Origin of the sequence: Klenkia terrae (assembly GCF_037083865.1) — a bacterium.
Taxonomy (GTDB): domain Bacteria; phylum Actinomycetota; class Actinomycetes; order Mycobacteriales; family Geodermatophilaceae; genus Klenkia; species Klenkia terrae.
This window is the reverse complement of sequence record NZ_JBAPLV010000001.1, coordinates 43673-67537: the sequence shown is the minus strand read 5'-3', so window position 1 is coordinate 67537 and position 23865 is coordinate 43673. Positions and strand designations below refer to the sequence as shown.

Genomic DNA, 23865 nt, shown 5'->3' with positions numbered 1-23865 from the left:
GCACGGCGGCCCACCCCGGGCTGCTGGCCGCCACGCACGCGCGGTCAGGCGACGGCGGCGCGCACCCGGTCCGGCCACGGGACGGCGACCCCGTCCGTCGTCGCCACGTAGGTCGACCGGACGACGCAGCACAGCCGGTCGCCGACCCGGACCTCGAACCGCAGCGTCAGGCTGGTCCGCCCCAGCTTCTCCAGGTCGCACACCACGTCGACCACGTCGCCCCAGACCGCCGACGACGACCACTCCAGGACCGCGGCCTTCACCAACGGCTGGACGCCGGCCACGCCGTCGGGGTCCCAGGTGAGGCCGACCGACGGCCACCACGCGTTGGATGCCTCGTCGGCCCAGACCAGGTAGTTGGCGTTGAACACGACCCGCTGGTCGTCGCACTCGCTGTACCGGACCGGCGCGCTCCAGGTGACTGCCACGGGGGCAGACGGTAGGCGAGTGACGACGCGCACCCGGAGCACTCGTCACCCGTCCCCGGACGTGGTCTCCTGGGCAGATGACCGGTGTCGTCGACTGCTACCCGACCGCGTCCCCGCGAGCCGTCGCGAAGGTGATCGACCACGTCGACCACCACTGCGCCCGGTTCGTCGAGCTGTCGCCCTTCGCCACCCTGGCCACCGTCGACCCCGACGGCTTCCCCGACGTCTCGCCCCGCGGCGGCGGCCCGGGCTTCGTCCGGGTGGTCGACCGGCACACGCTGGCGCTGCCCGACCGGCAGGGCAACAACCGGGTGGACAGCCTGCGCAACCTGACGGCCAACCCTCGGGCGGCGCTGATGTTCTTCGTGCCCGGCATCGAGGAGACGCTGCGGGTCTACGGCCGCTGCCGCCTGGTCGCGCCGGAGGACGTCGCCCTGGACCTCACCGAGTTCGGCAAGCAGCCGCTGTCGGTGATGGTGATGGACGTGGAGCGGGCCTACTTCCACTGCGCCAAGGCGGTCATGCGCTCCAAGCTGTGGGACCCGGGCGTCCAGGTGCACCGCTCGGTCTTCCCGCCGATGGGCAAGGTCTGGCGCGAGCACACCGCCGGGGTCTCCCCCGACCAGGCCGACAGCGAGATGCGCGCGGAGCTCGCCCAGGAGCTCTAGCGGAGTCGCAGCGCATCGTTCCCCGAGCGCTGCGACTCCATCAGCTAGTCCGTGCGGCGCTCGTAGACCCCGACGACCTCGCCGCGGAAGAAGTCGGTGATCCCGGGGAACGCGGCCAGCACCTTGTCGTGGTCCCAGTCGTCGACCACGTGCACCTCGTGGTGGTTGTGCTCCAGCTCGCCCTGCGGGTAGTGCACGATCGGGATCGACATGTAGACCGCGCGCCCGGCCGCCTGCCCGGCCCGGTCCCAGAGGTCCTGCGCCTCCTCGACCGTCATGTGCTCGGCCACGTCGCCCAGCACGACGACGTCGGCGGCGGGCAGCTCGGTGGTGCGGGCATCGCCCAGCAGCACCTCGTCGTAGAGGTCGCGCAGGCCGTAGGTCTCCACGTAGGGCTCGAACACCTCGAGGGCGGTGAGCCGCAGCGGGCGGGCGTCGGCCAGCAGCTTCGCGTAGGTGCCGGCGCCGGCCCCGACGTCCAGCAGCGACGCGGGCGCCAGGTCGGTGATCTTCTTGCGGGTCCAGTCCTTGCCCTCGGGCGAGCTGATCGGCACCGAGGGACGCTAACCCGGCCCGCCGCGACCCGCAGAACCGTCGGACCCCTGCCCTAGCGTGCCGCCATGGCACACACCTTCCAGGTCACCGTCGACTCCGCCGCCCCGCACGACCTCGCCGACTGGTGGGCCGAGGCCCTGGGCTGGGAGCGCGAGCCCAGCGACGAGGCCTTCATCCGGCGGATGGTCAACGCCGGCCACGCCGCGGAGTCCGACACCACCCACCACCGCGGGGCGCTGGTCTGGGCCGTCGGCGCGGCGATCGTGCACCCCGAGGGCACCGCGCCCCGGATGCTCTTCCAGCGGGTGCCCGAGCCCAAGACGGTGAAGAACCGGGTGCACCTCGACGTGCGGGTGGGCCGCGAGCAGATCGAGGCCGAGGTGGCCCGGCTGGTGGGGCTGGGCGCCCGCGAGCTGCACCGGGGCAGCCAGGGCCCGTCGACCTGGGTGACGCTCGCCGACCCGGAGGGCAACGAGCTCTGCATCAGCTGAGGCCGGTCACTCCCGCTCGAACTCGCGGGCGACCAGCCGGGCGGCGACGGCCTGCTCGTTGCGGGCCCGGGTGCGCTGGCGCTTGCGCACGTGCTCGGGTATGCGGTCGCGGGCGTCCTCGACCAGCTGGTAGGAGGCCAGGGCACTGGCGCGCACGCGCGAGGTGCCGTACAGGCCTGGTGCGGCCACCGGGCGGACGGGCTCTGCAGTGGTCACGTGGTACCTCCCCCGTACGGACGCCGCGAGCGCCCGAGTCCCCATTCCATGACCAGATCGACCGAATCGCAACCGTGGAATTCGACGATTCGCCCCATCGGATGACAGGGATCACGCTGGTCCCACGGCGGTCGGCGTGTCGGGCCGGCGCGCCGGGTCAGGATCGCACCCCCTACCGTCGTCCTCCATGGCTACCGGCTGGAAGTCCCTGCTGTCCCGGGTGGTGTCGACCGTCGTCCGGGAGGCCACCCGGCCCACGACGTCGGCTCCCCGACGTCCCCGGGCCGAGCCGGCACCGACCGCGCGGCGCAACCCGCTCCCCCCGGCCGGCGCCCCGCGGCAGAACCCGGGCGCCGGCGACTTCGCCGGCCGCGGCGAGATCTCCTACGCCCCCCGCGAGGACGGCCGGCCCGACCCCGGCGAGATCGTCTGGGCATGGGTGCCCTTCGAGGAGGGCGACGGCCGCGGCAAGGACCGGCCCGTGCTGGTCGTCGGCCGGTCGGGCACCGACCTGCTCGGGCTGATGCTCACCAGCAAGGACCACGACCGGGACGCCGCCGACGAGGCCCGGCTCGGTCGGGTGTGGGTGGACATCGGCACCGGGGCGTGGGACCGCCAGGGCCGGCCCAGCGAGGTGCGGGTGGACCGGGTGCTGCGGGTCGACCCGGCCGACGTCCGCCGCGAGGGCGCCGTGCTGGACCGTCGCCGGTTCGACCAGGTCGCCACCGAGGCCCGGCGCGTCCTGGGCTGGTGAGTGCTGGGCTGGTGAGTGCGGCCCGCGCTCAACCCCCGCGGCGGAGCCAGCGGGAGACCAGCGGTGCGGTCAGCAGCATGACGAACAACCGGAGCACCTGGACGGCGAGCACCACGGTCGCGTCGGCCCCGCTGTCGGTGGCCGTGGCCAGCACGGCGTAGAGGCCGCCCGGCGTGGTGGCCAGGTAGGCGGTGAGCGGGCTGACGTCGGCGGTCGCGGACAGGACGAGCCCCAGCCCGGCGCAGGCCAGCACCAGGCCCACGATCAGCGCCAGCGCCAGCGGCAGGGCCCGGCCGACCACCACCAGGCTCTCCCGGGTGAACGACAGGCCGACCTGCAGGCCGATCACCAAGAACGCGGCGCTCTCCAGCAGGGCGGGCACCGCGGCGTCCCGGGACAGCCCGGTCAGGTCGAGGGTGGCGGCGACCAGCATCGGCCCCAGCAGCGCGGGCACCGGGATGCGGCTGAGCCGGCCCAGCGGGATGCCGACGACCACGCTCACCACGGTGAACAGCAGGCCCGCCCACGCCCCGGGACCGGCGTCGGCCGGCGTCCCGGCGTCGGTGCCCGCGGCGCCGTAGACGACGGCGGCGACCACGGGCATCGTGACGACGATCAGCAGCACCCGCAGGTACTGCAGGACGGCGACCATCCGGGCGTCGGCGCCGAGCTCCCGGGCCATCACGGTGATCCCGGAGGCCCCGCCGGCGATCATCGAGAACGCCCCGGTGACCCGGCTGACCCCCGCGCGCAGGGCCATGAGCCGGCCGGCGACCAGGCTGAGCAGCAGGGTCCCGACGGTCACCCCGACCACCGGCAGCCAGTCCCGGGCCACCGCCTGCAGCGTGGACAGCGAGACCAGCGCCCCGATCGAGACGCCGACGACGGCCTGCGCGCCGGTCATGCCGTGCCGGGGCAGCACCAGCTTCCGGCGGACCAGCAGCGCCCGGCCGAGCCCGGTGGCCAGCCCGGCGAAGAGCGTCGCCGAGGGCACGCCGAGCAGGGTGAGCAGCCCCGACAGGGCCGCCGCGACCGCCAGCACACCCAGCCAGTCCAGGAGCAGCCGCCGGTTCATCACCGCCCACTGAAGCACCAGGACCCAGGTCACCGCGGGCAGGATGGCGGCGTGGACCCTGCCGCCCCGGACCTCGGGTACCCGTTCCCGGGGGCGACCCGCCCGGCCGACGCCCGGTGGGACCCCGACGCCCCCGGTTCCCGGGTGCACGAGGAGACCGTGCTGGTGGGTCGGGGGGACGACGCCTGGACCGCGGCGGGTGCGCTGATGCGGTGGGCGGTCAAGCCCCGCAGCGGCTTCGCCGTCCACCCGCCCGGCCCGGTCACCACCGGTGCGGACCTGGTGCTCGTCGCCGCGGTCGGGCCCCTGCGCGTGCGCGAGCCGATCCGGGTGGTGGCCGTCGTGGACACCCCCGACCGCAGGGGCTTCGCCTACGGCACCCGCCCGGGGCACCCCGTCTCCGGCGAGGAGGCCTTCGTCGTGCACCGGGACGCCGAGGGTGCGGTCTGGCTGACCCTGCGGTCCCTGACCCGCCCCGGGACGGGGATCTGGCGACCGCTGTTCCCGCTGCTGCTGGTGGCCCAGCGGGTCTACCGACGTCGGTACCGCCGGGCCCTGGTCCACCCGACCCGAGGGCCGGTGGACCGGATCAGCCGCCGGTGATCCGGCGGAGCTCGGCGACGTGCGCGGTGAAGGCCGACCGGCCGGCCGGCGACAGCGACAGCGAGGTGCGCTGCCGGGAGGCCACCGTGGCCTTGCGGACCCGCACGTAGCCGGCGTCCTCGAGCTGCTTGACGTGCTTGGACAGCACCGAGTCGCTCACCCCGACGGCGTCGCGGACGGCGGCGAAGTCCATCGAGTCCACCGCGGCGAGCAGCCCGCAGACCTGCAGCCGCGGCGGGGCGTGCACCACTTGGTCGAAGCGGGGCTCGACGGTGGTCACACCCCCTCCCGCAGCTCGCGCTGCCAGGCCCGGGTCCACCGGGCGGACAGGACGGCGACCGCGATCCCCAGCACCGCGCCGGCCACCACGAACAGCCACGGTCGCTCGTCGCCGAGCGCGAACGCCGGCACGAGCACCACGAGGACGAACGCCGCCCAGCCGGCCAGCACCCGGGGCGGGGTGTGCACCCACACCCCGGTGGAGCGCCGGTAGACCCCGACGAGCAGCCCGATCCCCAGGCCGAACACCAGCACGGCCGGCGCGGTGACCCACGGGGAGTCCAGCGCGTTCGAGGAGACGAAGGCGAACAGCAGCAGCCCGATCGCCGGACCGAACCAGCGCGGGGGCGCCACCCGGTCGGCCAGCGCGGCCCGGTCGCGGTCGAGCGCGGCGAGGTCGGCGGCGGCGCGGTCCCGGTCGGCGCTCATCGCTCGCCCCGCAGCTCGCGCTGGGAGACCGTCGTCCAGCGGCGGCTGAGCAGCGCGGCCGCGACACCCAGGACGACGCCGGTCACCACCATCGCGTACCGGACGCCGAACCCGACCTCGAGCGCCGGCCCGACGACGAGCAGGACCAGGCACGCGGCGCCCCAGGCCGCGATGACCGGCTTGGTGGACGGTCCGCCGTTGAAGCCGTTCACCCACAGCCCGGTGTGCCGCCGGTAGCCGGCGGCCAGCAGGGCGATCCCGCCGAGGAAGACCGGCACCGCGACCAGGGTGAGCCACGGGAAGGCGAAGGAGTAGGTCGCGAAGAAGCCCCCGACCAGCACCCCCAGCGCCGGGTCGTACCACCCCGGTTGCCGCAGCCGGTCGGCCAGCGCCGCCCGGTCGGTCTGCAGGGCAGCCAGGTCGGCCACCGCCCGGTCCCGCACCGCATCGTCTCTTTCCATGTCGGAAAGTCTGCCGGACGACTTTCCGAATCGTCAAGTCATCGGGCGTGGTCTCATTGGCGGCGAACTGCGACGGCAGTGCAGGAAGCCGGTGCGACTCCGGCGCGGTCCCGCCACTGTCAGCCCCCCGGGGTGAGCCAGGAACTGCGGCCGTCGCCACCTGCCACCTCCGGGCGCGGACACCCGGGGAGAGGATGCGCACCCGTGGTCTACCCGTTCAGCGCGGTCGTCGGCATGGACGACATGCGCCTGGCCCTGCTCCTCAACGCCGTCTCCCCCGCCGTCGGCGGCGTGCTGGTGCGCGGTGAGAAGGGCACGGCCAAGTCGACGGCGGTCCGTGCGCTGGCCGCCGTCCTGCCGCCGGTCGACGTCGTCCCCGGGTGCCGGTTCGGCTGCGACCCCGCGGCGCCCGACCCGGCCTGCCCGGACGGTCCGCACGAGCCCGGCGCCGGTGCGCAGACCCGCCCGGCCCGGCTCGTCGAGCTGCCGGTCGGTGCCTCGGAGGACCGGCTGGTCGGCTCGCTGGACATCGAGCGCGCGCTGACCGAGGGCGTGAAGAGCTTCGAGCCCGGCCTGCTGGCGGCCGCGCACCGCGGCGTGCTCTACGTCGACGAGGTCAACCTGCTGCACGACCACCTGGTCGACCTGCTGCTGGACGCCGCCGCGCTGGGCCGGGCCTACGTCGAGCGCGAGGGCGTCTCGGTGCAGCACGCCGCCCGGTTCCTGCTGGTCGGCACCATGAACCCCGAGGAGGGCGAGCTCCGCCCCCAGCTGCTGGACCGGTTCGGGCTCACCGTCGAGGTCGCCGCCCCGCGCGAGCCGGGCCTGCGCGCCGAGGTCGTGCGCCGCCGGTTCGCCGCCGACGCCGACCCGGCCGGGTTCGAGGCGCGCTGGGCCGGCGAGGAGACGGCGCTGGCCGACCGGATCGCCGCCGCCCGCGCCCTGCTGCCGCAGGTGGTGCTGGGCGACGCCGCGCTGTCCCAGGTCACCGCGGTCTGCGCCGCCTTCGGCGTCGACGGCCTGCGCGCCGACATCGTCACCGCCCGGGCCGCGATCGCGCACGCCGCCTGGTCGGGCCGCACCGACGTGACCGAGGACGACGTCCGGGTCGCCGCCCGCCTGGCCCTGCCGCACCGCCGCCGCCGCAACCCCTTCGACGCCCCCGGCCTGGACGAGGACACCCTCGAGCAGGCCCTGGACGACGCCCGCCCCGACGACCCCGAGCCCGACCCGGACGACACGGCCCCCGAGGGCGACGGCGGCCCGGACGGCGGCTCCCCGGACGGCGGCTCCCCGGACGGCGGCTCCCCGGATCCGGGCCAGGGCCCCGACCAGCCCTCCTCCGAGGCAGGCGAGGGAGCCCCTACCGAAGGGTCCGCGGCCCAGGGTTCGGGAGGGGATCCCTCGCCCCCGACCGACGACGCCCCCCACGCGGAGGCCGCACCGGCGCCCGAGCGGGCCGCCGTGGCGCCCGACGAGGCGTTCCGCGCCCGCCGGCTCGAGGTCCCCGGCATCGGGGACGGCGTCGCCGGACGACGGTCCCGGGCCCGCAGCGAGCGCGGCCGGGTGGTCGGCTCCCGCCGTCCCGAGGGCAGCGTGACCCGGCTGCACCTGGTGGACACCGTGCTCGCCGCCGCCCCGCACCAGCTGGCCCGCGGTCGCTCCGGTCCCGGGCTGCGGCTGGCCCGGGAGGACCTGCGGCAGGCCGACCTGGAGGGCCGCGAGGGCAACCTGGTGCTCTTCGTCGTCGACGCCTCGGGATCGATGGGCTCGCGCACCCGGATGGCCGCGGTGAAGGGCGCCGTCCTCTCGCTGCTGACCGACGCCTACCAGCGCCGGGACAAGGTCGGGCTGGTCACCTTCCGCGGCTCCGACGCCGTCCTCGCGCTGCCGCCGACCTGGTCGGTGGAGGCCGCGGCCGCGCGGCTGACCGACCTGCCCACCGGCGGCCGGTCCCCGATCGCCGCCGGGCTGCTGCGGGCGCACGAGACGCTGCGGGTGGAGCGGGTGCGCGACCCGCGCCGCCGTCCGCTGCTGGTCGTGGTCACCGACGGCCGGGCCACCGGCGAGCGCGGCACCGACCACCTCGCACAGGCGCACCGCGCCGCCGGGCTGCTGCAGGCCGCCGGCACCGCGAGCGTCGTCGTGGACTGCGAGTCCGGGTTCGTGAAGCTCGGCCTCGCGCACACCCTGGGCGTCCACCTGGGCGCGCAGACGCTGTGCCTGGAGGAACTGGGCGCGCAGGAACTCGTCTCGACCGTGAAGGCGGCTGCCTGACATGCCCCAGGGACAGGTGACGGCGGTCCCCGTCGACGGGCTCACCACCCGGCAGCGCCGCAACCGGCCGCTGCTGGCGGTGCACACCGGGGAGATGAAGGGCAAGTCCACCGCCGCCTTCGGGATGGCGATGCGGGCGTGGAACCAGGGCTGGTCGATCGCGGTCTACCAGTTCGTCAAGAGCGCCAAGTGGAAGGTCGGCGAGGAGAACGCGCTGACCGCGCTGGGCGAGGTGCACGCGCAGACCGGCCAGGGCGGGCCGGTGGTCTGGCACAAGATGGGCTCGGGCTGGTCCTGGTCCCGCCGGGCCGGCTCGGAGGTCGACCACGCCGCCGACGCCGCCGAGGGCTGGGCGCAGATCAAGCGCGACCTGGCCGCCGAGGCGCACAGGTTCTACGTGCTCGACGAGTTCACCTACCCGATGAAGTGGGGCTGGGTCGACGTCGAGGACGTCGTGCAGACGATGCGCGACCGACCCGGCAACCAGCACGTCGTCATCACCGGGCGCACCGCGCACCCGGCGCTCGTCGAGGCCGCCGACCTGGTCGTGGAGATGACCAAGGTCAAGCACCCGATGGACGCCGGCCAGAAGGGCCAGCGGGGGATCGAGTGGTGACCGCCATCCCGCGCATCGTGCTGGCCGCGCCGTCCTCCAGCGCCGGCAAGACGTCGATCGCGACCGGGCTGATCGCCGCGCTGACCGACCGCGGCATGGCCGTCTCGCCGCACAAGGTGGGCCCGGACTACATCGACCCCGGCTACCACGGCCTCGCCGCCGGCCGGCCCGGCCGCAACCTGGACAACTGGCTGGTCGGCGAGGACCGGATCGTCCCGCTGTTCCTGCACGGCGCCCGCAGCGCCGACGTCGCCGTGGTCGAGGGCGTGATGGGCCTGTTCGACGGCGCCAGCCACCCCTCCGTCGAGCCCGGCTTCGGCTCCACCGCGCACGTGGCCACCCAGCTGCGCGCGCCGGTCGTGCTGGTGGTCGACGCCTCTGCGCAGGCCCGCAGCGTCGCCGCGGTGGTGCACGGCTTCGCCACCTTCGACCCCACCGTGCGGCTGGGCGGGGTGATCCTCAACCGGGTCGGCTCCGACCGGCACGAGGCGATCCTGCGCGAGGCGCTGGGCTCGGCCGGGGTACCGGTGCTGGGCGCGGTCCGCCGGATCACCGACCTGGAGACGCCGTCCCGCCACCTGGGCCTGGTGCCGGCGGCCGAGCGGTCGGCCGAGGCGGTGCGCACGGTGCGGGCGCTGGGTGCCGTCGTCGGGTCCAGCGTGGACCTGGACGCCGTCCTGCGGCTGGCCCGCAGCGCCCCCGACCTGGACGACGCCCCCTGGGACCCGGCCGCCGAGGTCACCCGCACCGAGGGCCGGCCGGTGGTCGCCGTCGCCGGCGGCCCGGCCTTCACCTTCGGCTACGCCGAGACCGCCGAGCTGCTGGCCGCCGCGGGCGCCGACGTCGTCACCGTGGACCCGCTGCGCGACCAGACGCTGCCGCCGGGCACCGCCGGCCTGGTCGTCGGCGGCGGCTTCCCCGAGGTGCACGCCCCCGCCCTGGCCGCCAACGTCGGCCTGCGGACGGCGATCGCCGAGCTGGCGGCCTCCGGCGCGCCGATCGCGGCCGAGTGCGCCGGACTGCTCTACCTGGCCCGCGCCCTCGACGGCGAGCCGATGTGCGGCGTGCTGGACGCCGAGGCCGCGATGCACCCCCGCCTCGCCCTGGGCTACCGGGCGGCCGTGGCGCTGACCGACAGCGTGCTGGCCCCGGCCGGCACCCGGGTCCGCGGCCACGAGTTCCACCGCACCCGCACCTCCCCCGGCGCCGGGCCCACGCCGGCCTGGCAGTGGAACGCCGAGGGCCCGGAGGGGTTCGTCGAGGGCAACGTGCACGCCTCCTACCTGCACCTGAACTGGGCCGGGTCGCCGGGGATGGCCTCCCGGTTCGTCGCCGCGGCCGCCCGGGTGCGCACCGCCGTCCCCTCGTGACCGCCCGGCGTGGATCAGCTGGGTGCACCACCGTGCGTCCTGGCTCGCCGACGCCGGTGAACCAGGACGGCCGTGGATCAGCTGAGCTGATCCACGCCGGGGTGGTGGTCGGGGTGGGGGCGCGGGCCGGGGTCAGCGCCGACGCGGTGCTGGCCGCGGTGGACGCCGTGGTGCCCGCCGGTGCCGTGGTCACCGGGCTGGTCACCCTGGACCGACGGGCCGCCGAGCCCGGGGTGCAGCAGGCCGTGGCCGCCCGCGGCTGGTCGCTGGCCGGGCTGGCGGCCGAGGAGCTGGCCGCGGTCGCGGTGCCCACCCCGTCCGCACGGGTGGCCGCCGCGGTGGGCACGCCGTCGGTCGCCGAGGCCGCGGCGCTGGCCGGGGGTGGCGACCTCGTCGTCCCCAAGACCGTGGTCGGCGCGGTGACCGTCGCCGTCGTCCGCCGGTGACCGACCTCCGGCACCACGGGGACGTCGAGGCCACGCCCGGCCTGGTCGACCTCGCGGTGAACGTACGGTCCGGTAGTCCCCCGGCGTGGCTGCGCGCCGTCCTGCACGACGCGGTCGACGCCTGCGCCGCCTACCCCGACCCGGCCCGCGCCCGGGCCGCGGTCGCCGCCGCGCACGGCCGACCGGAGGACGAGGTGCTGCTCACCGCCGGGGCCGCCGAGACGTTCACGCTGGTCGCCCGGGCCCTGGCGCCGCGGCACGCCGTCGTCGTGCACCCCTCGTTCACCGAGCCCGAGGCCGCCCTGCGGGCGCACGGCCACGCGGTGCACCGGCACCTGCTCGACGCGCCGTCCTACCTGCTGACCCCGCCGCCCGAGGACGCCGACCTGGTGGTGCTGGGCAACCCGACCAACCCGACGTCGGTGCTGCACCCGGGCGGGGACGTCGCCGCCCTGTGCCGCCCCGGGCGCACCGTGGTGCTGGACGAGGCGTTCGCCGACACCGACCCGGGCGAGCCGCAGTCCCTGGCCGCCCGCCGGGACCTGCCCGGCCTCCTGGTGGTCCGCAGCCTGACCAAGACCTGGGGGCTGGCCGGGCTCCGGGTCGGCTACGCCCTGGGACCACCGGACCTGGTGGCCGCGCTGGCCGCCGTCCAGCCGCACTGGCCGGTGTCCACGCCGGCGCTGGCCGCGCTGGAGGCCTGCTCGACCCCGGCGGCCCTCGCGCAGGCGGAGACCTGGGCGCACGAGCTGGCCGGGCACCGTCGGGCGCTGCTGGACCTGCTGCCGGCCGGGGTCGAGGTCGTCGGGCAGCCCCGGTCGTCGTTCGTGCTGCTGCGGCTGCCCGACGCCGACCGGGTCCGCCGCGAGCTGCGCGCAGCCGGCTTCGCCGTCCGCCGCGGCGACACCTTCCCCGGGCTGGCGCCCGACCACCTGCGGGTCGCCGTCCGCGACCCCACCACCTCGGCTGCGTTCACCGCGGCGCTGGCTGCGATCCTGGAGCGATCATGACCCTGCTCGACGACACCCTCTCCGCGATCCGCCCCCGCGACGCCGCCGCCGAGCGCGCCGCGCGGGAGCGGCTGGACCGGATGACCAAGCCCCCGGGCTCCCTCGGCGTGCTCGAGGACGTCGCGGCCCAGCTGGCCGGGATCGCCGGCGCCTGCCCGGCGCCGCTGCCGGTGCCCGCGGCCGTGGCGGTGTTCGCCGGCGACCACGGCGTCCACGCCCAGGGCGTCACCCCGTGGCCGCAGGAGGTCACCGCGCAGATGGTGGCCAACTTCGTGGCCGGCGGTGCGGTGGTCAACGCCTTCGCCGCGCAGCTGGGGGCCGACGTCGTGGTGGTGGACGTCGGGGTGGCCACGCCGTCGGCACCGGCGCCGGGGTTCCTCGACCGCAACGTCCGACGCGGCACGGCCGACCTGGCCGAGGGCCCGGCCATGACCCTCGACGAGGCCCGCCGGGCGGTCGAGGTCGGCATCCAGGTGGCCACCGACCTCGCCGCGGACCACGCCTGCCTGGTCACCGGGGACATGGGCATCACCAACACCACCGCCTCGGCCGCGCTGATCTGCGCGTTCACCGGTTCCTCGCCGTCCGCCGCGACCGGCCGCGGCACCGGCGTGGACGACCCGACGCTGGCCCGCAAGGTGGCCGTCGTGGAGCGGGCGCTCGCCCGGCTGGACGGCGAGCAGGACCCGCTGACCGTGCTGGCCCAGGTGGGCGGGCTGGAGCACGCGGCGCTGGCCGGCTTCGTGCTCGGCGCCGCCGCGGCCCGGGTGCCGGTGCTGCTGGACGGCGTCATCGCCGGCTCGGCCGCCCTGGTGGCCGCCGCGCTGTCCCCGGCCGCGCTGGAGCACGTGCTGGCCGGGCACGTGAGCGCCGAGCCGGGTCACGCCCTCGCCCTGCGGCACCTCGGCCTGCGTCCGCTGCTCGGCCTGGACCTGCGGCTGGGCGAGGGCACCGGCGCGCTGCTGGCGTTCCCGCTGGTCGCCTCAGCGGCCCGGGCGCTGGCCGACGTGGCCACGTTCGACTCCGCCGGCGTCACCGAGAAGGCCTGATGCCCGCCACCCCGGTCGACCCGCGCACCGGGTCGGTCTACCCGATCGGCCTGCGGCTGGGCGGCCGCCGCGTCGTCGTCGTCGGCGGTGGCCAGGTCGCCCACCGCCGGGTCGCCGGGCTGCTCGACGCGCACGCCGTGGTCACCGTGGTCAGCCCCGAGGTCACCCCCGCGCTGGAGGCCCTCGTCGCACCGGGCGGGTTGACCTGGCTGCGCCGCGGCTACGAGCCCGGCGACCTGGCCGAGGCCTGGTACGCCGTGGCCGCCACCGACGTGCCCGAGGTCAACGCGGCCGTCGCCGAGGAGGCGGACTCCCGGCGGATCTTCTGCGCCCGGGCCGACGACCGCTCGCGCTCCAGCGTCTGGACGCCGGCGGTGGGCCGCCAGGGCGACGTCGTGGTCAGCGTGCACGGCGGCGGCGACCCGCAGCGCGCCGTCGGCATCCGGGACGCGGTGCTGGCCGGGCTCACCGACGGCACGATCGCCGACACCACCTCCCGACCCACCGACGGCCGCGGCAGCGTGGTCCTCGTCGGCGGCGGGCCCGGCGACCCGGGCCTGATGACCGTGCGCGGCCGGCAGGCGCTGGCCGCGGCCGACGTCGTGCTCGCCGACCACCTGGCGCCGCAGTCGCTGCTGTCCTCGCTGCCCCCGCACGTCGAGGTGGTCGATGCCTCGAAGCTGCCGCGCGGCCGGTCGATGGCCCAGGAGCAGATCAACGCCCTGCTGGTCGAGCACGCGCTGGCCGGCAAGCGGGTGGTGCGGCTCAAGGGCGGCGACCCGTTCGTCTTCGGCCGTGGCTTCGAGGAGCTCGAGGCCTGCGCCGCCGCCGGGGTGCCGGTCGAGGTGGTGCCCGGGGTGACCAGCGCGATCGGCGTCCCCGGGCTGGCCGGCGTGCCGGTCACCCACCGCGGCATGACCCACGAGTTCGTCGTGGTCTCCGGTCACGTGCCGCCCGGGCACCCGGCGTCGCTGGTGGACTGGCCCTCGCTGGGCCGGCTGCGCGGCACCCTGGTGGTGCTCATGGGCGTGGAGACCGCACCGGCCATCGCGGCGTCCCTGGTCGAGCACGGCCGGGCCGCCGACACCCCGGTCGCCGTGGTCGTGGACGGCGCCAGCCCCACCCAGCGCCTGCTCCGCACCACCCTGGCCGACCTCGGCCGGACGATCACCGACGAGGCCGTCCGCCCGCCGGCAGTGTGGGTGGTCGGCGACGTGGTGTCGCTAGGCGCCTGACCCGGCGGTGATCATGGGGTCGTGGCCGGTGGACACGCCGTGCCTGCGTGTCGACCGGGCGACAACCCCATGATCACGACCGTCTAGACGACGGAGGCGAAGACCACCACGTTCTCGTCGCTGGCGCCGACCGACTCGTCGTACTCGCCGCCGCAGGTGATCAGGGCGACGTCGGCGCCCTCCGGGTGGCCGTTGAGGGCGTCGGACAGGGCCGAGGTGGACTTGTCCAGGCCGGTCAGCGGCGCCTCGACGACCTGCAGCTGCAGTGCGGTGCCGGCGGCGTCGGTGAGGACGACGGCATCGCCCACCTGCAGGTCGCCCAGCCGGTCGAAGACACCGGGGGCGTCACCGGGCACGTCGTGGCCCAGCACGACGGCCATCTGCCCCGAGCCCGGTTCGGGACCGTCGGACCACCAGGACGTCGCCGCCATGTCCTCGGGGACCCCGTAGCCGGTGACCGGCTGGCCGGTGAACACGTTCGTCGTCTGGACCGAGCCGCGGGACTCCACCGGTGCCTCGACCCCGATCGCCGGCACGCTCAGCGCGGCCGGGACCAGCGGGGTCTCCGCGGTCGAGGTGGCCGGGACCGGGTCGGCCGAGTCGCTGCCGTAGCCGTACCAGAGCCCGCCGCCCAGCAGGACGGCCAGCGTCAGCAGGACGACCAGGCCGGACGACGACCCGGCGTCCCGGTCAGCCGGCGACGCCACGGCGGGCCCGCAGCCAGAGCGCGCCGCCGCCGGTCGCGGCGGTGAGCAGGCCCAGCCCGACCAGCGCGCCCGGGGAGCCGTCCTCGTCGCTGGGCGCGCCGCCGGTCGGCGCGTAGCCGGGGTAGGCGACGGCCTGGGTGGGTGCGGCGCTGGTGGTGATGGCGGGGGCGACCGTGGTGGTCGGGGCGGCCGGCGCCGGCGCCGGGGCCTGCGTGGTCGGGGCGGCCGGTGCCGGGGCTGGGATCAGCGCGGCGAGGCAGTCGACGAAGTCGAACACCACGGGCACGACCCCGGCGACGCCCTCGACCACGAGCGGGATGCCGACGGTGAGCGACTCCTGGCCTCCGGACAGCAACCCCTCGAGCTGCTCGGGCGACAGCAGCGCCAGGAGGTCCTCGGGGGTCATCGGGATGGTCGCCGACTGGTCCGCACCGACGACGGTCGAGCCGCCACCGGTCAGGCCCACCAGGATGCCGGTCAGCCCGCCGACGATCTGGCCCACCTGGACCTGGATGCCCTCGACCAGACCCGACACGCAGGCCGCACCTGCGTCGAGGTCGGCCGGACCCGGCAGCTCCGGCGCCCCACCGGTCGGGAGTCCGGTCGGCAGCCCGCCGCCCACGGCCGGCGAGACGGTCGTCGTGGTCGCCGCAGGCGACGACGAGGTCGTCGTGCCGGGCAGCGGGATCGGGAGGGTCGGCACGGTGGGCGCGGCCGACGCGACGGCCGGCGTGCCGAGGACGACGACGGCGCCGAGCAGGCTACCGACCACCAGTCGACGTCCGGTGCGGCGGGAGGGGTGGAGCTGGGGCACGGCGGCGACCTCCGTTGGTCGTTCACGGGCGGGGCTCGGCGGGGTCACAGCCGGGCGCGGGTGACCGGACAACGACACCCGTGTCCGGAGGTTACGGGTAGGTGTGACGAACCGTTCCCGAGCCCCGGTGAACGGCTATCGTCGTGGGACGCCCCGCGCCCGGGGTGACGGTCCGGAGGTGCCCCGTGGAGTTCGTCCTCGTCCTCGTCGTGCTGCTGCTGGTCGTGGCCGGCGGGGTCACCACCCTGACCGTGCGCGGCACCCGGCGGGCCGTCCACGCGGTGCAGGGCAGCGGCGCCGTCCGGCGCGGGCGCGAGCTGGGCGGGTACGCCGCACTGGCCGCCGGCGCCGTCCGCGACCCCGCGGGGACGGACCGGACCGCGGCCGCGCTCGCCGTCCGGGTCACCACGGCGTCGATGACGCTGCAGCGCGAGGTCGCCGCCGCGCGGCGCACCGGCGTCCACCTGGGCGACGTGCCCGAGGTCCTCCCCCGGCTCGCCGACGAGGGCTACGCGCTCTCCCGGGCACTCCGGGTGGCGGCCACGACCAAGGCCGAGCACTCCGCCGCGCTGTGCGACCACGCCCGCGACCACCTCGCCGCGGTCGCCGACGTCACCGGCGCCGTCCGGGCCAGTGCCGCCCTCCCCCGGGCCGACGGCGGCGTCGCCGCGGAGGCCACCAGCGCCGCAGCCCGACTCCGGGCCTACGCGGGCGCCTACCGCGACCTGGTCCGCCCCGACACCACGGCCTGACCGGTCCAGATCCCGGTCAGGGCATCCGGGCGGCGGTGTCCTCCAGCAGGATCTGCCGCTCGGCGGGGTCCCGTCGCGGGCACGACGTGCACACCACCTCGTGCGGCACCCGCCAGGCCAGGCAGCACGACGCCCGCCGGGTGAAGACCTGGCCGCCCACCTCGACGTAGCGCGGGGCGGGCAACCCGGCCGCGCGGGCCAGCGGGGCGGCCAGAGACGTCACCGCGGCGACGTCGCCCCGCGCCCGCCCGAGGGCCAGCAGCTTGTTGGCCAGCGCGTCGGTGGCGATCGCCCGCAGCGGCGCCTCCCGCACGCCCCCGACCCGGGCGACCACGGCCACCACCGCGGCGAGGGACTCCCCCAGGTCCGCGACGACGTCCCCCGTGGCCGCCCGGGACGTCGCGGCCCAGGGCAGGTCGCCGACCAGGTGCAGCGTGGTGTCGGCCAGCCGTGCCGACAGCGGCCGACCGGTGACCAGCCCCGCCAGCGCCGGGCCCACCAGCACCAGCGACGCCGAATACCACCACAGGGTGGCCAGCACCCGCCGGTCGTCGGTGCGCGCGGTGAGCGCCCGCAGCTCCAGCAGCTCCGCCGTCCAGGCGTCGTCGACCAGCGCGGTCGCCGGCTCCGGCCGGGAGCCCGGCGGCACCAGCAGGCCCAGCATCGCCGCGCCCGGGAGGACGGCTGCCACCTGCGCCTGGGCGTCGTCCGGAGCGGTCACCGGTGCAGTCTCCCGCGCCGGGGTCGCGGCCGACCTCCCGTCCCGGAGCCGGGCACCCTAGGGTCGACGCCGAGGCAGCGTCGCCGGCTCCTGCGCGACGCCCAGGACCAGGAGGCGGCATGAGCGAGACCGGCACCCAGAGCCTGACCGACGACATCCCGGCCAGCGGGGTCTTCGACCCGCCCGCCGAGCTCGCGGCCCAGGCGAACGTGACGCAGGCCGACTACGACCGCGCCGCCGAGGACCGCCTCGGTTTCTGGGCCGACGCCGCCGGCCGGCTGGACTGGACCAAGCCCTGGGACGAGGTCCTGGACTGGACGAACCCGCCGTTCGCGAAGTGGTTCACCGGCGGCGAGCTGAACGTCGCCGTCAACTGCGTCGACCGGCACGTGGACGCCGGCCGCGGCGAGACCGTCGCCTACCACTGGGTCGGCGAGCCCGGCGACACCCGCGACATCACCTACGCCCAGCTCAAGGACGAGGTCTGCAGGGCGGCGAACGCGCTCACCTCGCTCGGCGTCCAGGCCGGCGACCGGGTGGCCATCTACCTGCCGATGATCCCCGAGGCCGTCGTCTCGATGCTGGCCTGCGCCCGCATCGGCGCCGTCCACATGGTCGTGTTCGGCGGGTTCTCCCCCGACGCGCTGGCCTCCCGGGTCGAGGACGCCGGCGCCAAGGTGGTCATCACCGCCGACGGGGGCTACCGCCGCGGCGCGCCCTCGGCGCTCAAGCCCGCCGTCGACGAGGCGCTGACCAAGGTCTCCGGCGTCGACCACGTGCTGGTCGTCAAGCGCACCGAGCAGGACGTCGACTGGACCGAGGGCCGCGACCAGTGGTGGCACGACCTGGTCGACGGCCAGTCCGCCGAGCACGAGGCGCAGGCCTTCGACGCCGAGCACCCGCTCTACATCATGTACACCTCGGGGACGACGGCGAAGCCCAAGGGCATCCTGCACACCTCCGGCGGCTACCTGACCCAGGTCTCCTGGACGCACTGGGCCACCTTCGACCTCAAGCGCGACACCGACGTCTTCTGGTGCGCCGCCGACGTGGCCTGGGTGACCGGCCACTCCTACATCGTCTACGGCCCGCTCTCCAACGGCGCCACCTCGGTCATGTACGAGGGCACCCCCGAGACCCCGCACCGCGGCCGCTGGTGGGAGATCGTCCAGCAGTACAAGGTCTCCATCCTGTACGCGGCGCCGACCGTCGTCCGCACGTTCATGAAGTGGGGCGCCCAGGAGCTGGAGCCCTTCGACACCTCGACGCTGCGGGTGCTCGGCTCGGTCGGCGAGCCGATCAACCCCGAGGCGTGGCTCTGGTACCGCAAGAACGTCGGCGGCGGGACGGCGACCGTGGTCGACACCTGGTGGCAGACGGAGACCGGCGCGCACATGATCGCCCCGATGCCCGGCGTGACGGCCACCAAGCCCGGCTCCGCCCAGCGCGCCATCCCCGGCATCTCGGCGGCCGTGGTCGACGAGGAGGGCAAGCCGATCGAGCCCGGCGCCACCGGCTACCTGGTGCTCACCGAGCCGTGGCCGGCGATGCTGCGCACGATCTGGGGCTCCGACGAGCGCTACGTGGAGACCTACTGGTCCCGCTACGGCAAGGACGTCTACTTCGCCGGGGACGGCGCCAAGCTGGACGAGGACGGCGACATCTGGCTCCTGGGCCGGGTGGACGACGTGATGAACGTGTCCGGGCACCGCATCTCCACCACCGAGGTGGAGTCCGCGCTGGTCAGCCACCCGACCGTGGCCGAGGCCGCCGTCGTGGGCGCCACCGACCCGACCACCGGCCAGGGCATCGTCGCGTTCGTCATCCTGCGCGGGGACGCACAGGACTCCGGCGAGGACCTGGTGACGACCCTCCGCCAGCACGTGCGCAAGGAGATCGGCCCGATCGCCAGCCCGCGGCAGATCATGGTGGTGGCGGAGCTGCCCAAGACCCGCTCGGGCAAGATCATGCGCCGCCTGCTCCGGGACGTCGCCGAGAACCGCGAGCTGGGCGACGTCTCGACGCTGACCGACTCCTCGGTGATGGACCTGATCGGCGCCAAGATGCCGGCCTCGTCCGAGGACTGAGCCCGCGGCGGGGGGACCCGGTCAGACCACCCAGACGACCGGGTCCTCCTCGTACGGCGATCCCGGGCGCCCGAACTCGACCCGGGTGACCTCGGCGTCGGCAGCGGCGACCACGAGCACGCAGTTCGTGTACCCGGTGCCGGAGGTGAACGGCTCGGGCGGACGACCGACGGCGCACGGCTCGGGGCGTCGAGCTCGACGGCGGTGAGCGACGGCGTGCCCGTGGCGAGGACGACGTCCAGGTCGGACTCCAGCGTGCCGGCGGGGGTGCCGTCGTCCCCGGCCAACCGCCGGAGGGAGACGTCGACGGAGAACGGCAGCATGCCGTCCGCGGCACCGCCGAGCCCGAGGGTGTCCAGCTCCTCCTCGGTGCCGCGCCGGACGCCGTCCACGGTCAGCTCGACCGGGCTGGCCCCGGCCGGCAGGAAGTCCAGGGACAGGACGGCGGGCTCCCCCAGGGCCAACTCCACACCCGGACCGGTCTGCGGGATCGCCGCCGAGGTCCCGTCGCCCGCGGCGCACCCGGCGAGCAGGAGGGCCGCGACCACGACGGTGGCGGCAGCGCCGGTGCGTGGGCTGAAGGACACATCGCTCCCCGGTGGGCGGCAGGTACGCACCGACCGTAGGGGGACGACAGCGGCTCGTGGTCACTCGGGTGTGCCGCCCGGGGTCCGCCGTCACCCGGAGGAGGTCCATCCCCCGCCCCGACGGCGCTCGTGCCCGCTCGGGACGCGCGTGCCCGCGGCGGATGAGGCACGATCATGGTCAGACGAACCGGGGCCGCGACCCCGGGGAGTTCGCCGCCCGGCTCCCTGCTGGCGGCGGAACTGATCGAGGAGGACCCAGCCGTGGCCCACAGCGCGCCCAGCACCCGACTGTCCGGAGAGCCGGCCGGTCCCGTCGAGCCGTCGATCGGCTCGCTGGTGCAGAGCGCCATGGCCGACGTCTCGACCCTCATCCGCAGCGAGGTCGAGCTGGCCAAGGCCGAGGTCGGCTCCTCGGTGAAGAAGGTCGGCATCGGCGGCGGGCTGATCGCCGTCGGCGGCGTCATGGCCCTGTACTGCTCGATCTTCCTGTTCATCGGGATCGCCGAGCTGCTGACCTGGCTGGGCCTGCCGCGCTTCGTGTCCTACCTGATCGTCTTCGGCGTGCTGCTGCTGCTGGCCGGCCTGCTGGTCCTGGTCGGGATCAAGTTCACCAAGAAGTTCCGCAAGCCCGAGCGGACGATCGAGACGCTCAAGGACCTGCCCGACGTCATGCGCCGCGAGGCCCCGGGTCAGCGTCAGCACGACCTGCCCGTCGTCCGCGACGGCCACGTCGTCAAGGCAGACCCGCACGCCCGGCTGGGGTGACCGCGCCCGACGCCACCAGTGCGCTGGTCCCGGGGCCGTGGCGGCACCGGGACATCTCCGCCAACGGCGTGCGCCTGCACGCCGCGGAGGCCGGTGAGGGCCCGCTGGTCCTGCTGGTGCACGGCTACCCCCAGTTCTGGTGGGCCTGGCGGCACCAGCTCGTCGCGCTGGCCGAGGCCGGTTACCGGGCGGTCGCGGTCGACCTGCGCGGCTACGGCGGCAGCGACAAGCCCCCGCGCGGGTACGACCTGCCCACGCTGTCCGCGGACGTGGCGGCCGTCGTCCGGGCGCTGGGCGAGCCGGACGCGGTCGTCGTCGGGCACGACTGGGGCGGGCTGGTCGGCTGGACGATGGCCGCCCTGCACCCGCGCACCGTCCGCGGGCTCGTCGTGGTGTCCTCCGCGCACCCCCGCGAGCTGCGCTCGGGGATGACCGACCCCGCCCAGCGCCGGGCCTCCCGCTACGCGCTGCGCTACCAGCTGCCCCGGCTGCCCGAACGCCGGCTGACCCGGGACGACGACGACCCCGTGGCCGAGCTGCTGCGCCGCTGGGCCGGCCCCGACTGGCTGCACACCGCGGACTTCGCCGACGCCGTGGCCCGCTACCGGCAGGCCGCCCGCATCCCGCAGGCCGCGTACGGGGCCATGGAGTTCCACCGCTGGGCCTTCCGCTCGCAGCTGCGGCCCGACGGCCTCCGGTACGCCCGCCGCATGGCCGCCCCGGTCACCGCGCCGACCCTGCAACTGCACGGCTCGCTGGACACCTGCGTGCTGCCGCGCACCGCCCAGGGCTCGGGCCGCTACGTCGCCGGCGCCTACGAGTGGCGGGAGCTGCCCGGCATCGGCCACTTCCCGCACGAGGAGACCCCCGACCAGGTCAGCGAGGCCATCGCCACCTGGGCACGGTGACCCCGCGGCCGGCGTGGATCAGCTCCGACGAGGACCGTGCATCCACCGCCGCCGACGTCGGCCCAGCAGGATGCACTCTGGTGGCTGAGGACAGCTCGCCCTAGCCCGGCACCGGCCGAGGCGGAGGTGGGTGTCCACATCGCCTGCGCTCATCCACAGATCCGACCGCGGGATGGGCGGCGCCCCCTACGGTCGACACCCTGCTGTGGTGCACCCCTTCCTCCTGGCCGCGATGACCCGCCGCGGCGGCGTCTTCACCACCGGTGATGCAGTGGCCGCCGGCCACACCCGACACGGGACAGCCGCGCTGGTCAGGGCCGGCCGGTGGCGTGCCGTGCGGTACGGCGTCTACACGACCGACGACCTCTGGCAGCAGCACGCCCGTGCAGGACGCACGCACTGGCTGGAAGCGGCGGCCGTGCTCGCCCGCCTGGGCCGGCGGAGCACGGTGCTCAGCCACGGGACGGCGGCGCGCCTGCACGACCTGGTGCTGCCCCGCGGCGTCCGGACCGAGGTGACCGCCACCGATCCCCACCGGTTCCGCACCGGCCGGGACTACCGGGTCCTGGCGGCCGGGATCCCTGCGGAGGACGTCGAGACGTTCGCGCCTCTACCGGCGACCAGCCTCCGCCGCACCCTGCTCGACGTGGGCCGTGAGTGGGACGTCGTCGACACGGTGGTCGCACTGGACGACGCCCTCGCCGACGGGCGGATCACGCTCGACCAGCTGACGGCCGGCGTCCTCGGCCAGCGCCACTGGGTCGGCGTGGGTTCCCTCGCGAGTGCCGTCCGGCTGGCCCGGGTCGGTGCGCACTCCCCTCTGGAGACGCTGACCCGCCTGGGTCTCCTCACCGCCGGGCTCCCCGAGCCCGTCCTGCAGGCCGCCGTCCTGCGGGATGGACGCCTCGTCGCCGTCCTGGACCTGTGGTGGGGAGGCACCCCGGCGTTCGGCGAGACCGACGGACGCGTGAAGTGGGCGCAGCCGTGGCGAGGACGCTCGCCGGCCGACGTCGGCTGGGACGAGAAGCGACGGCACGACGAGCTCCTGGACCTCGGCCTCATGGGCACCCGGATCACCGCGGCCGACCTCGGACCCGGCCTGGCAGCCAAGGCCGCGCGCATCAGGACGCTCATGACCCAGCCCCTGCGCCTGCCCCCGGGGGTCCGCATCGTCCCGTGGCGGGACGGCCTCCGCCGGGAACCCCGTGCCCGCCCGTGGTCGGTCCCGATCACGGCCGATGGGCGGGAGGAGCCGGTCCTCAGCCACCCCCGTGCATCCTGGTCAGCTGATGTCAGCTAGGGAGGATGCACAGCCGTCGTCGCAGCTGATCCACGCCGCAGGAGCGGCTACTCGCAGGGGCCGGTGTCGACGGCGGCGGTGGCGGTGCGGCCCTGGGTGATGGCGTCGGCGACCTCGGTGTCGGTCAGCGCGTAGCCGGTGTCCGGGTCGTCGACCGCGGAGGCGAAGACCACGCCGAGCACCGTGCCGTCCGAGGCGAGCAGCGGGCCACCGGAGTTGCCGGCCCGCACCTGGCCGTAGAGGGCGTAGACGTCGCGCACCACGGTCTGCTCGGCCCGGAAGTCCGGCCCGCTGATCGCCCCGCGGTCGCGCACCCGGGCCGCGCCGACGTACAGCCCGCCGCCGCCGGGGTAGCCCATGATGATCGCGTCGGCGCCGGAGTCCACCGGGTCGGCGGTGAAGTCCAGCGGGACCTGCGGCAGCCCCGGGACGGCGAGCACCGCCACGTCGGTCTCCTGGTCGACGTAGACCGGGAAGGCGTCGTAGACGTCGCCCTCGGCCAGCACGGTGGGCTCGGTGACCCCGGCCAGCACGTGTGCGTTGGTCATCACCCGCTCGGGGGCGAACACGAAGCCCGAGCCGTCGATCTGCCGGGAGCACGAGGCCGCGACCCCGCTGACCTTGACCACCGACCCCTGCACCTGGGTGACCACCGCGCTCTGCGCCAGGGCCTGGTCGGGCACCGGCACGTCGCGCACCTGGGTGGGGGTGAGCGGGTCGAGCACGTCGGGCAGGCCGCGCCGGTCGATCGCCTCGCGCAGGGAGTCGTAGAGCGACCGCACGCCGTCGGGCACGCCCTCGTCGACCGCCTGCACCAGCGTGGACTGCCGGACCTGACTGGCCACGGCCGGGAACGCGGAGTTGGCCAGCGGGGTGGCCACCATCCAGGCGACCAGCAGGACGGCGACCGCGGAGATGGCGGCGCCGGCCACCGAGTCGACGATCTTCGCCGGCTCCCAGGTGACCTTCTCGCGGATCGCCCGGCCCACGTAGCCCGCGAGCAGCTGGCCGAGCAGGGCACCGGCCAGCACGACGACCAGGGCCACGAACACCCGGGACAGCGTCGACCCGCCGAGCTCGTCGGCGACCGGCCCGGACAGCTGAGCACCGGCCACCGCGCCGCCGAAGAAGCCGATGAACGAGGCCGCCGAGACGATCAGGCCCTGCCGGAAACCCGACAGGGCGAACAGCAGGGCCAGCGCGATGAGCACCAGGTCGACGAGGGACATCCGGTCAGCCGGTCGCCGTCGGGAACGTGGCCG

At 75.7% G+C, this 23865-nt stretch carries 27 protein-coding genes and 1 riboswitch; of the genes, 16 read left to right on the top strand and 11 right to left on the bottom strand.

Annotation, left to right across the window (positions count from 1 at the left end):
- Positions 1–44: 44 nt before the first annotated feature.
- The gene (locus UXQ13_RS00340; RefSeq protein WP_225234346.1) at positions 45–428 is read right to left on the bottom strand and encodes an acyl-CoA thioesterase; all 384 of its coding nucleotides are present in this window, start codon (positions 426–428) and stop codon (positions 45–47) included.
- Between the two features lie 77 nt (positions 429–505).
- Here UXQ13_RS00340 and UXQ13_RS00335 point away from each other — a divergent pair, with 77 nt between their 5' ends.
- Entirely contained in the window at positions 506–1096 is a 591-nt protein-coding gene (locus UXQ13_RS00335) for an MSMEG_1061 family FMN-dependent PPOX-type flavoprotein (protein ID WP_225234345.1), read from the top strand.
- A gap of 44 nt (positions 1097–1140) precedes the next feature.
- On the opposite strand, the gene UXQ13_RS00330 is transcribed toward UXQ13_RS00335, so the two are convergent.
- Complete coding sequence (locus tag UXQ13_RS00330; protein ID WP_225234344.1) at positions 1141–1650, bottom strand: class I SAM-dependent methyltransferase; 510 nt, start codon at positions 1648–1650, stop codon at positions 1141–1143.
- 66 nt (positions 1651–1716) lie between these two features.
- On the opposite strand from UXQ13_RS00330, the gene UXQ13_RS00325 reads away from it, so the two are divergent.
- Positions 1717–2142, top strand: coding sequence for a VOC family protein (locus tag UXQ13_RS00325; protein WP_225234343.1), 426 nt, complete (start codon positions 1717–1719; stop codon positions 2140–2142).
- Between the two features lie 6 nt (positions 2143–2148).
- Here the strand turns inward: UXQ13_RS00325 and UXQ13_RS00320 are convergent, their stop codons facing one another.
- Positions 2149–2358: a hypothetical protein gene (locus UXQ13_RS00320; protein WP_225234342.1), complete on the bottom strand. Its 210-nt coding sequence runs from the start codon at positions 2356–2358 to the stop codon at positions 2149–2151.
- Positions 2359–2545: 187 nt separating this feature from the next.
- On the opposite strand from UXQ13_RS00320, the gene UXQ13_RS00315 reads away from it, so the two are divergent.
- Complete coding sequence (locus UXQ13_RS00315; RefSeq protein WP_225234341.1) at positions 2546–3112, top strand: type II toxin-antitoxin system PemK/MazF family toxin; 567 nt, start codon at positions 2546–2548, stop codon at positions 3110–3112.
- Positions 3113–3140: 28 nt separating this feature from the next.
- Here UXQ13_RS00315 and UXQ13_RS00310 read toward each other — a convergent pair whose 3' ends face one another.
- Entirely contained in the window at positions 3141–4220 is a 1080-nt protein-coding gene (locus tag UXQ13_RS00310; RefSeq protein WP_225234340.1) for an AbrB family transcriptional regulator, read from the bottom strand.
- An 18-nt stretch (positions 4221–4238) separates the two neighbouring features.
- Here UXQ13_RS00310 and UXQ13_RS00305 point away from each other — a divergent pair, with 18 nt between their 5' ends.
- On the top strand, positions 4239–4790 hold the full coding sequence (locus UXQ13_RS00305; protein ID WP_225234339.1) for a DUF1990 family protein: 552 nt from the start codon (positions 4239–4241) through the stop codon (positions 4788–4790).
- Here UXQ13_RS00305 and UXQ13_RS00300 read toward each other — a convergent pair.
- From UXQ13_RS00300 to UXQ13_RS00290, 3 genes are read right to left on the bottom strand one after another with little or no spacing between them, the layout of a single operon-like run.
- Positions 4777–5070 (bottom strand): transcriptional regulator, encoded by a 294-nt coding sequence (locus UXQ13_RS00300; RefSeq protein WP_225234338.1) that lies wholly within the window; start codon positions 5068–5070, stop codon positions 4777–4779. The genes UXQ13_RS00305 and UXQ13_RS00300 overlap by 14 nt on opposite strands.
- Positions 5067–5498 carry a hypothetical protein gene (locus tag UXQ13_RS00295; protein WP_225234337.1) on the bottom strand — a complete coding sequence of 144 codons (432 nt, stop codon included), beginning with the start codon at positions 5496–5498 and terminating at the stop codon, positions 5067–5069. The genes UXQ13_RS00300 and UXQ13_RS00295 overlap by 4 nt, the downstream gene beginning before the upstream one ends.
- The gene (locus UXQ13_RS00290) at positions 5495–5959 is read right to left on the bottom strand and encodes a hypothetical protein (protein WP_225234336.1); all 465 of its coding nucleotides are present in this window, start codon (positions 5957–5959) and stop codon (positions 5495–5497) included. The genes UXQ13_RS00295 and UXQ13_RS00290 overlap by 4 nt, the downstream gene beginning before the upstream one ends.
- 28 nt (positions 5960–5987) lie before the next feature.
- A riboswitch (cobalamin riboswitch) is annotated at positions 5988–6125 on the top strand.
- 38 nt (positions 6126–6163) lie between these two features.
- Here UXQ13_RS00290 and UXQ13_RS00285 point away from each other — a divergent pair.
- The 7 genes from UXQ13_RS00285 to cobA are packed head-to-tail and all read left to right on the top strand — an operon-like array spanning position 6164 to position 13962.
- Complete coding sequence (locus UXQ13_RS00285) at positions 6164–8236, top strand: putative cobaltochelatase (protein ID WP_225234335.1); 2073 nt, start codon at positions 6164–6166, stop codon at positions 8234–8236.
- A gap of 1 nt (position 8237) precedes the next feature.
- Positions 8238–8852, top strand: coding sequence for a cob(I)yrinic acid a,c-diamide adenosyltransferase (gene cobO, locus UXQ13_RS00280; RefSeq protein ID WP_225234334.1), 615 nt, complete (start codon positions 8238–8240; stop codon positions 8850–8852).
- Complete coding sequence (locus UXQ13_RS00275; protein WP_225234333.1) at positions 8849–10222, top strand: cobyrinic acid a,c-diamide synthase CobB; 1374 nt, start codon at positions 8849–8851, stop codon at positions 10220–10222. The genes cobO and UXQ13_RS00275 overlap by 4 nt, the downstream gene beginning before the upstream one ends.
- Before the next feature lie 32 nt (positions 10223–10254).
- Positions 10255–10668, top strand: coding sequence for a cobalamin biosynthesis protein (locus tag UXQ13_RS00270; protein ID WP_225234332.1), 414 nt, complete (start codon positions 10255–10257; stop codon positions 10666–10668).
- Positions 10665–11678 carry an Rv2231c family histidinol phosphate aminotransferase CobC gene (gene cobC / locus UXQ13_RS00265; RefSeq protein WP_225234331.1) on the top strand — a complete coding sequence of 338 codons (1014 nt, stop codon included), beginning with the start codon at positions 10665–10667 and terminating at the stop codon, positions 11676–11678. The genes UXQ13_RS00270 and cobC overlap by 4 nt, the downstream gene beginning before the upstream one ends.
- Positions 11675–12727 (top strand): nicotinate-nucleotide--dimethylbenzimidazole phosphoribosyltransferase, encoded by a 1053-nt coding sequence (gene cobT / locus UXQ13_RS00260; protein WP_225234330.1) that lies wholly within the window; start codon positions 11675–11677, stop codon positions 12725–12727. Before cobC ends, cobT begins: the two co-directional genes overlap by 4 nt.
- Positions 12727–13962, top strand: a complete 1236-nt coding sequence (gene cobA / locus UXQ13_RS00255; RefSeq protein WP_225234329.1) for a uroporphyrinogen-III C-methyltransferase — start codon at positions 12727–12729, stop codon at positions 13960–13962. Before cobT ends, cobA begins: the two co-directional genes overlap by 1 nt.
- 83 nt (positions 13963–14045) lie before the next feature.
- Here the strand turns inward: cobA and UXQ13_RS00250 are convergent, their stop codons facing one another.
- Together UXQ13_RS00250 and UXQ13_RS00245 are read right to left on the bottom strand one after the other, a co-directional pair.
- Positions 14046–14669 (bottom strand): class F sortase, encoded by a 624-nt coding sequence (locus tag UXQ13_RS00250; RefSeq protein WP_336391600.1) that lies wholly within the window; start codon positions 14667–14669, stop codon positions 14046–14048.
- Positions 14653–15483: a hypothetical protein gene (locus UXQ13_RS00245; protein ID WP_336391599.1), complete on the bottom strand. Its 831-nt coding sequence runs from the start codon at positions 15481–15483 to the stop codon at positions 14653–14655. Before UXQ13_RS00245 ends, UXQ13_RS00250 begins: the two co-directional genes overlap by 17 nt.
- Positions 15484–15668: 185 nt before the next feature.
- Here UXQ13_RS00245 and UXQ13_RS00240 point away from each other — a divergent pair, with 185 nt between their 5' ends.
- On the top strand, positions 15669–16235 hold the full coding sequence (locus UXQ13_RS00240) for a hypothetical protein (protein WP_225234327.1): 567 nt from the start codon (positions 15669–15671) through the stop codon (positions 16233–16235).
- 16 nt (positions 16236–16251) lie between these two features.
- Here UXQ13_RS00240 and UXQ13_RS00235 read toward each other — a convergent pair whose 3' ends face one another.
- A complete protein-coding gene (locus UXQ13_RS00235) occupies positions 16252–16956 on the bottom strand; it encodes a (2Fe-2S)-binding protein (RefSeq protein WP_225234326.1) in 705 nt (234 codons plus the stop codon).
- Positions 16957–17075: 119 nt separating this feature from the next.
- Between UXQ13_RS00235 and acs the strand changes: the two genes are divergently transcribed.
- From acs to UXQ13_RS00215, 4 genes are all read left to right on the top strand, one after another.
- Positions 17076–19043: an acetate--CoA ligase gene (acs, locus tag UXQ13_RS00230; protein ID WP_225234325.1), complete on the top strand. Its 1968-nt coding sequence runs from the start codon at positions 17076–17078 to the stop codon at positions 19041–19043.
- Positions 19044–19891: 848 nt separating this feature from the next.
- Positions 19892–20395, top strand: coding sequence for a phage holin family protein (locus tag UXQ13_RS00225; RefSeq protein WP_225234324.1), 504 nt, complete (start codon positions 19892–19894; stop codon positions 20393–20395).
- Positions 20392–21303, top strand: coding sequence for an alpha/beta fold hydrolase (locus tag UXQ13_RS00220; protein ID WP_225234323.1), 912 nt, complete (start codon positions 20392–20394; stop codon positions 21301–21303). Before UXQ13_RS00225 ends, UXQ13_RS00220 begins: the two co-directional genes overlap by 4 nt.
- A 208-nt stretch (positions 21304–21511) precedes the next feature.
- Positions 21512–22603 (top strand): hypothetical protein, encoded by a 1092-nt coding sequence (locus UXQ13_RS00215; RefSeq protein WP_336391598.1) that lies wholly within the window; start codon positions 21512–21514, stop codon positions 22601–22603.
- Positions 22604–22650: 47 nt separating this feature from the next.
- Here UXQ13_RS00215 and UXQ13_RS00210 read toward each other — a convergent pair whose 3' ends face one another.
- Complete coding sequence (locus UXQ13_RS00210) at positions 22651–23832, bottom strand: MarP family serine protease (protein ID WP_225234321.1); 1182 nt, start codon at positions 23830–23832, stop codon at positions 22651–22653.
- Positions 23833–23865 lie beyond the last annotated feature (33 nt).